Annotated in this window: 11 protein-coding genes; all 11 read right to left on the reverse strand. The window is 45.5% G+C overall.

What is annotated here, in order from left to right:
* Positions 1 to 89: 89 nt before the first annotated feature.
* On the reverse strand, positions 90 to 920 hold the full coding sequence (locus QUF19_RS20130) for a LytR/AlgR family response regulator transcription factor (RefSeq protein WP_286302684.1): 831 nt from the start codon (positions 918 to 920) through the stop codon (positions 90 to 92).
* 72 nt (positions 921 to 992) lie between these two features.
* Entirely contained in the window at positions 993 to 2,027 is a 1,035-nt protein-coding gene (locus QUF19_RS20135) for a sensor histidine kinase (protein ID WP_286302686.1), read from the reverse strand.
* Positions 2,027 to 3,319, reverse strand: a complete 1,293-nt coding sequence (locus QUF19_RS20140) for a hypothetical protein (RefSeq protein ID WP_286302688.1) — start codon at positions 3,317 to 3,319, stop codon at positions 2,027 to 2,029. The genes QUF19_RS20135 and QUF19_RS20140 overlap by 1 nt, the downstream gene beginning before the upstream one ends.
* Before the next feature lie 8 nt (positions 3,320 to 3,327).
* Positions 3,328 to 4,122: an outer membrane lipoprotein-sorting protein gene (locus QUF19_RS20145; RefSeq protein WP_286302690.1), complete on the reverse strand. Its 795-nt coding sequence runs from the start codon at positions 4,120 to 4,122 to the stop codon at positions 3,328 to 3,330.
* Positions 4,115 to 5,404, reverse strand: coding sequence for an ABC transporter permease (locus tag QUF19_RS20150; RefSeq protein ID WP_286302692.1), 1,290 nt, complete (start codon positions 5,402 to 5,404; stop codon positions 4,115 to 4,117). Before QUF19_RS20150 ends, QUF19_RS20145 begins: the two co-directional genes overlap by 8 nt.
* A complete protein-coding gene (locus QUF19_RS20155; protein WP_286302694.1) occupies positions 5,392 to 6,090 on the reverse strand; it encodes an ABC transporter ATP-binding protein in 699 nt (232 codons plus the stop codon). Before QUF19_RS20155 ends, QUF19_RS20150 begins: the two co-directional genes overlap by 13 nt.
* 86 nt (positions 6,091 to 6,176) lie before the next feature.
* Entirely contained in the window at positions 6,177 to 6,857 is a 681-nt protein-coding gene (locus QUF19_RS20160) for a hypothetical protein (RefSeq protein WP_286302696.1), read from the reverse strand.
* A 310-nt stretch (positions 6,858 to 7,167) separates the two neighbouring features.
* Complete coding sequence (locus QUF19_RS20165) at positions 7,168 to 8,331, reverse strand: hypothetical protein (RefSeq protein ID WP_286302698.1); 1,164 nt, start codon at positions 8,329 to 8,331, stop codon at positions 7,168 to 7,170.
* A 364-nt stretch (positions 8,332 to 8,695) separates the two neighbouring features.
* Positions 8,696 to 9,208, reverse strand: a complete 513-nt coding sequence (sodC, locus tag QUF19_RS20170; protein ID WP_286302699.1) for a superoxide dismutase [Cu-Zn] SodC — start codon at positions 9,206 to 9,208, stop codon at positions 8,696 to 8,698.
* A 41-nt stretch (positions 9,209 to 9,249) separates the two neighbouring features.
* The gene (locus tag QUF19_RS20175) at positions 9,250 to 9,711 is read right to left on the reverse strand and encodes an ankyrin repeat domain-containing protein (RefSeq protein WP_107898582.1); all 462 of its coding nucleotides are present in this window, start codon (positions 9,709 to 9,711) and stop codon (positions 9,250 to 9,252) included.
* 113 nt (positions 9,712 to 9,824) lie between these two features.
* Positions 9,825 to 11,345: a catalase KatE1 gene (katE1, locus tag QUF19_RS20180; protein WP_286302706.1), complete on the reverse strand. Its 1,521-nt coding sequence runs from the start codon at positions 11,343 to 11,345 to the stop codon at positions 9,825 to 9,827.
* Between the last annotated feature and the right edge of the window lie 282 nt (positions 11,346 to 11,627).

Raw genomic sequence — 11,627 nt, forward strand, 5'->3', positions numbered from 1 at the left:
GCGTTTTAATAAGAGCCTATTACATCCATTTAAACTCGCTAACTACATCCAATCTAAAATCAATAGCTACATACCTTTAAGCTAGTTATCTACATACCTTTAAACAAGGCTTGCGAGGCGCGGCTGATGGGTAACTTCTCGCCTGACACATACGCCGACATCTGGCCGGAGAGGCCTTTCTTTACCTTATCTATTGCGGAGACTTTCACCACCACTGAACGGTGGATCTGCCAAAACTCATCCGGATTGAGCTGAGCGATCAGTTCTTTTAGAGACACGCGAAGAATAAACTCTTCTAGCACACCCCCTTGGCTCTTTTTAAATATAGACACGTACTTATCTTCTGCTTTGAAGTAAGCCACATCATCGACGGCGATAAGATGAATGTCTTCACCGACACTGGCTTTGAGCCATGTGAGATATTGAGGTTGAGCTTGCTGTGAGGTTGACTGAGATAGCTGTTGAAGCTGATTCATTAATGCCGCGATGTCAGGCTGTTCCGGCGTGCTACCTGATTGCGTTTGATTGCTCGACAAGCGTGCTTGAACTTTCTGACATGTGGCCAGTAAGCGCTCTTCATTGATTGGCTTGAGCAGGTAATCCATCGCATTGTGCTCAAAGGCTTTAACCGCATATTCGTCATAAGCAGTAATGAAAACCACCAATGGCGGCGAAGTTAACTTGTTCAGTTTTTCCGCCAATGAAATACCATCGAGCTCTGGCATTCGAATATCAAGAAAGACCACATCAGGCTCAAGTTGCTGAATACTCTGCATCGCCTCTAGCCCGTTTTGTGCCTTACCAACGATCTCTAGCTCCGGCCAAACCTCGGCCAAACTCTTGTCGAGATGGTGCCTTAACAGTGCTTCATCGTCTGCGATAATCGCCGTAACGTTCGGCTGTATTGCTGAGTTGCTCATGGCTAGTCCTTTAAATTCACACTGTAAATCGTCTGTTTTTCGTCACTGTTCTGTACTTTTGGGTCTGTAATTCTAAGCGGCTACGTCAGTCAGCGGTAACAAGATCGTCGAGACTACCCCGCCTTCAGCTTCTTCAGTAATCGTTAGGCTCGCCTTATCACCATAAAGAGTTTCGATTCTTTGACGAATATTACTTAACCCAACACCGTGACCCGTATTCGCAGAAGGCGTTTTCAGCCCCGCGCCATTATCTGAAACTTCAATTTTTAGCTGTTGTGCCTGTTGACCAATGCGGATATTCACTTGGCCACCCGCGGCTTTAGGCTCAATACCGTGAGTTAATGCGTTCTCGACTAGAGGTTGAATCAAGAATGGCGGAATCACTTGCTGATCGCTAATGTCGTTCGTTTCAATCGAGAACGCTAGACGCTCACCCAAACGTATCTTTTGAATATTAAGATAAGCGTCCAACAAGTCGACCTCTTGTGCGATGGTCGATTGCTCAGTGCGACTGTTTTTCAGAGTTACACGCAACAAGTCAGTCAATTTTTCGAGCATCAGTTTGGCTTTAGCGCTATCACTCTCAATCAACACATTGATGGTCGCCAGAGTGTTAAACAGGAAGTGCGGTTCAATTTGGCTTTGCAGTTGCTTAAGCTGACTTAGCACCACAACCTTTTCTTGGTCTGCCTGACGGCGCTTGGCCACTTCTAATTCATTGTCGGCACGCAGCTGCTTCTCTCTTGAGTAGAAATAGTAATAGCAAACCGAGCAGAAGATAACGCCCAACAGCACCACTGATTTAAGGTCCGAGATATTGGCTCCGAAATGTCCATTCAACCAATAGTGCGCGTTCAAGGTACCAAAGGTCATCGCGATCACCATTGAGATGCCCACATCAAACACCTTTGATTTCCTCTTAAACACCTCAACCAAGATAAAAGAGGACCCCACCGCGCTGTAACCAAAACCAAAGCTTATCGCGAGATTGACCACAAGGTCTCCACCCCAAATTGTCTGTGTGGTGATGGCGATAACGAAACAAAACAGTGTGGTCAGCGTGAAGCTCTTAATCCATGGAAACTGACTGTTTGAAAAAGTGTTCATTAAAATCGTCCTTTGATATTTAAAAGAATCATATGACTATCGGGTAAGTTGGCGTAAGCAGAATCACTTTTACCGCCTAGAAAGCGTGCAGCAAGTTCCAAATCCAACGATGAGTCGCCATTATCTAACGCCTGATAGTTGAGCCACTGGGTAGCAATAAAACCGCTATCTTGGGGAGACAACATGACGTCGAATGTCGGCGTGATATATTCAAGCCAGCCATGTGTCGAATCCAAAGACCAATGAAACATGATGTTGTGTTGAACCAAATTAGCGTGTTGATAACCTTGCGCGTAAGAACCTGCCAATGATGCGGTCATCGGATTAACCGACAAAGACTCAGCACTTTCTATTGCGCTTTGCCACTCAGAGTTGCTCCAAGCTCGGCTATCAAACCAGTATTCCAATACCACACTGTGGCCTGTGTCATTTGCCCATGTTATTCCAGCTAACGCTTGATAGGCCTCACCCTGCTCTTCAAGATAAACCGGTTTAAGCATTGAGTTGGGCTGACTGTAGCCAAGGCTTTGTCGTTGATAGACCACCGAACCATGAAATTCCCACGCGAGGTTTAACACCGATACTAAACTCGCTCCAAGCAAGCCGTGACGCACATCGTCATAATAGGCGACCCATTGATACTCATGATCGCCCACTAAATTGTAACGACGTACCCCAAAGCCTTGCTGCTGATTCTGCTTTTCAAATTCATTTACGTCTTGGGAAGTCCATGACGAGTCACTGTAAAGCAGTGTCCACTCGCCCGTCATATCGAACAGTGACGCCGACGCAACACCCGCGCCCTCTTCCGCCACAATACCCACAGGGTTTTGTCGGTAAGGCTTGATGATGTCTAACGGTCGGTAGCCATAGCCCACGCCCCAATCTAGGCGAACCTTACCGAGCGTGACATCGAGGTAGTGGTCACCGAACGCTGAATTAGACAGGTCAAAACCACCTTGCCAAAACAACTCACGCACGATGAATTCCGATTCAAAACTCGCGTCTTGTTGTTGAGGGTTATTGCTTAGAATATCGTTGGCTTTCACTGCGAACAGGCCAAGCCAATTGTTGTATCCAACTTCAAGATCCAGCAAACCATTGAGCGACTGACGATTATCGGATGCTAAAGGGCTAAAAGGCGACTCTCTCGATTCAACCGACTCAGCGCTCAGTTGCCAGTCCCACGCTAAGCTCAACTCATCCGCTTGAATCGTGTAACTCATGCAAGACAAGGCAAGAAAAGTAGCCATTGAGTACTTGATGTAGAATCGGCGATTGGGCACTCTCATAAGCTCACCTATAGCCCAGACACACTGTTACGCGACAGGTAAGCAGGGTTGTAGTATTTATCCGCCAAGCTTTGTTCGCTCACTTCACTGTACTCAATCACGGTTTTCTTACTCGGTTGAATCTTATCGAGCAAGGTCATCGATACTACTGTTGGCAAGCCATCTCGCACGCCTTCAGTAAACCACGCTTGCTTGGCTAGCTTTCCTGAACGCAGATACAGATCCGCTTTAACTGGAAATGCACGGTCTGCCGTTAACCACAGGTCAATCGATTGATAACTCGCACCCTTGGTTTTTGCGGTGAGTTTTAAGTGATGAGCATCAAGCTGTTCACCACTAGGCATCTCAACCGATTGTTCTGCAACCCACTCGCCTTGATAATCTTCACTCCAAGTCAGCGTTGAGATATCCCCAACCGAAGCTTCACCAAGCAGTTTTTGCATCGGGGTGATACGAATTGGACGGCGCGACTTCGGCATCAGTAGCCAATAATTATCTTCAATCATCAACATCTTTTGACCTGCTTCAACAGCCGATTTGAACACCACTAGCGACTCTCGGTTTGGTCTTGTATAGACGTTGTATTCTCGGGTTTTATCGAGTTGTTCGTCTTGATATAGCGCGACTAAAGAGACCACCTTGGACGCTTGTGCACTGTTCAAGCGGTAGCTATCGGCCTTGGCAATCATCTCTGTAACTTGCTGTGAATCGACTGCCCAGCTTGGTGTCGAGACTAGAGCCAAAGCTAAAACAGAGCCCAACGCGAAAGCCAAGGTATTGAATGAACGAGTTAATTTACACATAAACCAGCGCCTCCGTGATTGGCTTATTCACGCCTTTACGAGCAGAGAAATAAGCAGCCAGCAAACATATCGTCAGCACACCGAGGGTGGCGTAACCAACCAATTCCAATGAGAAATAAATGTTGAATGGGTAACCTTCGGTTCGACCCGGGGGTGGTGGCATTTGTATATCAACCACTAGCAATAACACCGACACTAAGCCACTCACTAGCGCCCCTATCGCACTGCCAATCACCGCCAGTAATCCCGCCTCTTTTAAAAAGCCCGCCACAATTTCAGAAGGGTAACTGCCGAGTGCCGATAAGGTGCCGATTTCACGAGTGCGTTCCGTCACCGACATGGTCATGGTGTTGAACAGCGATACGAAAACCACCAATGCCATCACCGCGCCCATGATGCCGAAGATACGGTCGTAAAGGTCTTTAACCTTGGTGTAGAAAAAAGCACGATCTTGCCATGGGGTAATCTCTATTTCGGGAGCTTGTGGATCGCTTTGTCTATTCAGTAACACCTCAATACGTTGCTGCAAGGTCGATGTCTTGCTGGTTTCAAAAAGAAATACCGATAAGGTGCTGACTTTATCTGATGCTAAAAGATCTTGTGCGGTGGTGATGTGCACGTACAACTGACGCTTGTCCAACTCAGGAACGCCTGTCGAGTAGATGCCCTGCACCTTAAAATCAAAGGCATTCAAAGCGCCATCACTAGTGGTCGCGAGCAGTGTTACCCAATCTCCAACCGCAACTTTAAGGTTACGAGCAAGGTCGGTTCCCAGCATCACTTGTGGTTCTTGGCTGTCGTATCTTGGTGATTTCACATCTGAGAGAGTCTGACCACTGCGCACATCAAGGAACGGCCCTTTCATGTCGAACTCACGCTCATTCACGCCCGTTCCCATAAAAATGGTCGACTTACTGCCGTTAGACACCAAGCCGCTGAAGTAGACTCGCGGCTGCACACCACGCACATCACTGTCGCCAATGATGCTCTTGGTGAGCGCTTGAACGTTATCCAGACCATTACTCAGCGGCATGTCTTCATCTTGTTCAAAATAGCCGGGCGTGCTCAAGGTGAGATGACCAGTATCGCGCGCGGTCGATTCTCTCAAAGATTCATAAGTGTAAAGTCCGTAACCACCGGCACTGGTGAGTGCAAATACGGCAATGGCGATGATCAACACCGAAAGCAGGCTGCGTCGACCGTTTCTTAGTAAATTGAGCCACGCCAAACGCACCGAAGTAGGAAGTAAAAACGTGCTCATCCTTTGTGTTAACTTGCCCATGAGATCGCCTCCTTTGCTGTGGCTTGTGGTGCCAGTTGGCCGTCGATAAGTTCAATTACTCGGTCACAACGCTGCGCCATTCTTGGGTCGTGCGTTGCCACAATAAAAGTCGTACCCATTTCGTGGCCAAGCTCTTTCATAATGTCGATTACCAGGTTGGCAGTGTGACTGTCTAGGCTCGCGGTCGGCTCATCGGCAATCACTAGGCTTGGGTTATGGATTAACGCTCTCGCAATCGCGACACGTTGTTGCTGACCACCTGAAAGGTTGTCTGGTCGGTGATGAACGTAATCTCCTAGCCCAACACGCTCTAACATGTCTTGCGCTCTGGCCTGCTGTTCTTGTTTCGAACATTGGTTCAACATCAATGGGTAAGCGACATTCTCAAGCGCTGTCATCACAGGAACCAAGTTGAAGCGCTGAAATACAAAACCCAACGACTGACGACGAAAACGCGCAGCGGCGATTTGCTCTGTCGGATACGGTTGGCCATCAATGTTGATCTCACCTCGATAGTCCATATCCAACAAACCAAGAACATTCAAAAGTGTACTTTTTCCAGACCCAGACGGCCCACACAAGGCCACCATTTCACCGCGTTGGATGTGTCCATCAACCCCGTTTAATGCATCAACACGTTGACCGCCAGTCACATACGCTTTGCCGATACCTTTAAATTCAATCATTCCGTTGTCCTCCAATTACCAATCCATTCTTAAGCGTTCGCAGCTACTATTTAGCTTTCGCGTCCATTATTTAGCATTCGCAACTATTACTTGGCTTTCCCTATTAGGGCCTTCGCAGTCATAGTTTCGATACTGCCAGCATCGGCCGTTTCCATTTGTTCTAGCCACGCTTGTGCTTGCTTAAGATCTTCAGCACGAATCGATGCCTCAATCGCATAACGGTAAATCCAAGATGTCGCAGCGAAATGCTGTTGCTGGAAATCATCTTCCGCGAGTAACGAGAGGAACAGGTCATAACCACGATCGAAATGGTTAAACATGTCTGGCAAAGAAGTGTAAGTCACCGCTGCCATAGCACGAGTTAGGTAAGAATCTGGCAGCCCTTGAACACGAGGTTGCTCATGAATCGGTTGGTCTTCGTCTTTCAGCAGCACCAGTGATTTATCGATGGTTGATAAACCCTTCTCCACATACTTCATCTTGTTCCAAGGTAAGAACGCATCACGCCCCATCAGGGTTTCTGTGCTTCCTAGATAAACCAAAGTCAGTGGCGTCGCGCCATCTTGTTGCAGCGTGTCGTTCAGGCGTTCGTAAGCCACCTCAACCAAATCTTCATTGCCTTGCGCTGCTTGATTGTAGATATCAAGAACGTCTGAACTTGGGTTAGCTAAAGCTAACGACGGTGCAAACGAAACAAGCGCAATCAGTAATGAACGCTTAAGCAGAGAAGTGGTAGAGCTTGAATTAAATGAGTGTGAAGTAGTCATGATTTCTAATCCCTTTCAAATGTTGACGTTGAAAGGTTAACTAGAATTTGTCATGCAGTTTTATCAATGCGACGAATGGTAATTACAAGGAGTGAATTGTTTGGAGAGGGTGTGAGTGGAAAACGAAAAGCAAAGTAGCGAACTTTCTCCCATCCCAACCTGAAGCTGTTATTACGGTTTAAAATACAATAGGCTGCAGCACGAGAGGAACATATTCACCATTCAAAAAGAGACTCCAATGAGTCCCTTTTCTTTTTCAATTAATCTGAGATATTCGTTAGCTTTTTATAACTCTATTTTGTTCTCTTTATCAAACTGGAACATGATGTTCTTCCACTTTGACTTTATGAAGATGGCTCATCTTATGATTGTTAACGAAGTCTTTTTCGTCCACAAATTTCGTTTTCGTACCATTAGTAATTGTTGCAATGGTATTCCCAAAGACGGCGTCAGTATGACGAGCATATTCACTCATCGTGGTCTTAACGCCGCGCTCAGCAAACTTTTTCTCCATCATTCGAGAATACGTAACGAATTCAGCAGGTGTAATTTTCTCGTTCAGTTTCGCGTTGCTTACAACCTCGTTCACAACATCTGTTCCCACTAACGATTCATCAAGGTTGTTTAAGATCTCCACTGCTTTCTTGGGATGTACCGTCGGTGCCCTTTCACAGGTATACAACCCATAAAGGAACTCGACAATCATCTCAATACTTTCTTTCTCGTGTCCCCCCATCAAATAACTGCCGTTTCCTACTGAGCCTCCCTGATATTTGCTCTCGCCATTGAGGTGCTTAGCTAAGTTGCCATCGGGCTTTATTCCAACACCTATGTCGAAGAAGTAATCCCCTTTATTTAAAGCCAATAAAGAGACCATGTTCTTTGCAAAAGCTGGACTACCGTGATTGATACTCGCCTCATACAACTCAGTCATCTTCTGAGCAATTTCTGGCGTTGACATATTTTTCTTAGTTAGCAACTCATCAACGGAAACGAACTTAACATTCTCAGGAATCTCGACGCGTGAGTCGTAACATGTTCGCCCTTCAGTGCGTCTATCAACATAAATGATGTGTTTTACCTTCGGGGTGATTTTTGCATTACTAATCACATTTAACAGACCATGTTCCTTTTCAACACTCGGAATAATATTGTCTTCGCCACTTTCGGCTTTAGTATTTACCCAACAATAAGCAATGGTTTTGGTTGGAAGTTTAGAAAAGGTCGGTTTCGCGCACAACAAGGAACTGAATCCACGCTTTTTCTTGTCTTCTTTTAATTGAGTTAATGTTATGTCGGTATTTTCGTTGTTGCGTTCAGCAATGACTCTTTCTCGATTTTCTGCCCAACGCTGATTATCGGCTTTAGTAACTGTAAGCTCTTCCTTTCGAGCCAAACGCTGTTGATTAGCTCTCTCTTGGGGTGATTGTTGTGTTTGTTCAGTGTGGGGACTTGGTGAAGATTGATATCGCATTAAATTGCCTCTAACCATCAAAATGTAAGCAATTGTAACAATATGACAAATCTATCAACCAAATAAAGAGTGGCGATAAAATAACCATTGATATGGATATTTTTACTAACAAAAAGCTCATCATGAAGGATTAGTATGCGTACGTAAGTTAGTGAGTTAGTGAGTTAGTGAGTTAGTGAGTTCCTCATTCTTACAATGAAACAAGTAAATCAAGATTAGGTGACTTTTTAGTCTCTTCTGCTTCATCCAAACTGAAGCCGGATCCATTGATACCTATTCCGCGTCAATGAACAAGCCCCATCCCTACCTATAAAAAACGCTCCAATATAGTTGGAGCGCTTTGAACGACTTTTAGAAAGGGAGACTATTTAATCACGCCACATACAATGCGAGCACCACCGCCGCCAAGTTTAGTCGGATGGTCAGAATGGTTGTCACCGCCAGCATGGAGCATCAACGCTCTGCCTTTCACGTCATCTAATGTCACTCTTGGCGCCATAACTGGTTGGTCGGCTACGCCATGAGCATTAACGTAAAGCGACGGTAAATCACCAAGATGATTATCATCAGTCCAAGGGAAACCATGCGTGCCCGTTTTCTCTGGATCATAATGTCCGCCAGCGGCTCCACCGAGTATGATTTTGCCATCTTTGGTGAGGCTGTCGCATGAACCATTGGCGTGTACATGGAAGCCATGTGTACCAGCAGGTAAACCTTTCAATTCCGGCGTAAAAACAGCCCCGTAATCACTTGAGCTTATCATTACAGTTCCGGTTGACTCACCAGTCTCAAGATCGATCATTTCAACATTCACTACTTCAGCAAAAACAGGAGAAGAGATAAGAGCAAGTGCAGCAAGCCATGTTGTTTTATTCATTTCGTTACGTCCTTTTTATTGTTATTCGCACACTTTGTTTATTACTGAAGGGATTTCAGCACATTGGATTGACCATAGATCTCGGCAAATTCTTTCAAATTAAGTCCTGCTTTATTACGCAATTCTGGGGAGCACTCCGCTTGGTACAAATCTTTCGCAATACTGATTTCGCGTTTAATCAATGCTCCCATCAAAGCGGTGTTTCCACGTTTGTCTTGCAGGCATGCATTGGCACCCGAATCGAGTAAAAGCCCCACGGTTTCTCTGTTTCCTTGATAAGCGGCCACCATGAGTGCGGTGTAACTTTGGTTATTGCGTTGATCAACGGGGAAGCCTTGAGAAACAAATGCATCGACCACTTCATTGTTACCAATACGAGCGGCATCAAAGAACAACCCAACCAGAGATTGGTATTCCTCTTCCAGTTTGTCGTCAGCAGCCAATAAGCTGAGCGAGAAGATCAAAGAGAAAAAAACGGAGCTGAGTAAAAATACGATTTTCATTTATTCCCCCTAACTAACTTGATTAGAGAATGGCCTACAGGAGCCCTGATTTTCGGGCAGAAAAGAGCAGATAAATCTCCTGCAGGCCAAAACTTTACGTCTTACATTGTTGCTTAATTGTTCGCTTGTGAGAGTTTTTCCACTCGTGACATACTGGTGCCAGTGGCTTTAGCCAAACGCGTTCCATATTGTTTGTCTGCACGATAGAAGTAGCTCACCATCGTCGTTTTGATGTCTTTGTCCGTCACCTTATTCAAGTCACCAGCGAGGTTAGCAATCAAATCATTTTTGTCTTGTTCATTCATGCTGCGGTACTGCACACCCGCTTGATAGAAATTTCGTGGATTACTGATCGCTTTTTGTTGAACCGTGCCAACAAGCTTGGTTTCTACGGCTTTAAATTGAGCATCTTCTGCTAACTCTAGTTTTCGGCTTGGTTCATAGTTCACTGCACCATTAGTTAGCGATGCATTGTTGCTCAACCCATTTTGGTTATGGGTGCTCACTGGCGCTAACGGTCGGTTAACGGGTAGTTGGAATAAGTTTGCTCCCAAGCGGTAAAGCTGTGTATCGGCGTACGCAAACAAACGGCCTTGTAGCAAACGGTCTTCAGACGGCTCGATACCAGGAATTAGATTCGAAGGCGAAAATGCCGACTGTTCAGTGTCTAGAAAAAAGTTTTCAGGTAGACGGTTCAACGTCATAGTGCCGACTTTTTGGTCTTTCACATTCAGCCATACTTTGGTTGCATCCAGCCCGTTGTAGTCAAGCTTGCTCAACGCCTCCGGAGACAAGACCTTCACGTAAAGATCCCACTTAGGGTAGTTACGTCGGCCAATTTCAGCATAAAGGTCGTTAGTAAGGTGGTTAAAATCTTTACCTTGCATCTCAGTGACTTGATCAGGGCGAAGGCTTTTAATGCCTTGCTGGCTCTTCCATTGGAACTTCACATAGTTCACGTCACCTTGCTTATTGATCCACTTATAGGCATGAACCCCGAAGCCATCCATGGTGCGATAGCTCGCAGGCGTACCTAAATTGCTGTACACCCAAGTCAACATGTTGGTCGAACCCGGCTCACTACTAAAGAAGTCGAAGAATCTGTTTGGATCCTGAACATTGGTGACTGGAGACGGTTTTAGAGAGTGCACCATATCCGGAAACTTAATCGAATCACGAATAAAGAACACAGGCAGATTATTCCCTACCAGATCCCAGTTACCCTGTTCAGTATAAAATTTGGTGGCGAAACCACGCGGGTCGCGAAGTGTTTCTGGTGATCCTTTAGAGTGAATAACGGTCGAAAAACGAACGAAAACTGGAGTCACCTTACCTTTATTAGTAAAAGGGTCGGAAACCGTTAAATCACTAAAATTACCAGAAGCGACGAATTCACCATGTGCGCCCGTACCACGAGCATGAACAACACGCTCAGGAATACGTTCTCTGGCAAAACGCTGCAATTTTTGGATCAGATGGACGTCTTGCAGTAATACACTGCCATTCTCACCTGCTGTTATGGAGTTTTGGTTATCACCTACTGGTGCACCGTTGTCTCTGGTCAGGGTTTGAGCCTGTAGAGATGTGCTGGCTAAGCCAACTGTAATTAATAAAAAGCTTTTTGACATCTGCATGGTTGCTCTCCAATGCGTGCTAACCATTAAACCAGTCGAGTGGTTAATGGATATTCAAAAGCTCTTTTCTGCCCACCAAGAATATAACTTCAATGTTTACATTTGTTTAATGGGAAATAACGATAGATTCAATAGGTGAAAACGATGGAACGATGACATTTGATTAGGATGAGTGTAAACCACTGGCCAATTATGAATTTAAAAACCCATGCTTCGCCTGTACTTCTATACAAACCAAACAAAAATAGCCGCTAATCAGCGGCTATTTTTAATTATCTAAGC

Source organism: Vibrio sp. FE10, assembly GCF_030297155.1.
Taxonomy (GTDB): Bacteria; Pseudomonadota; Gammaproteobacteria; order Enterobacterales; family Vibrionaceae; genus Vibrio; species Vibrio apostichopi.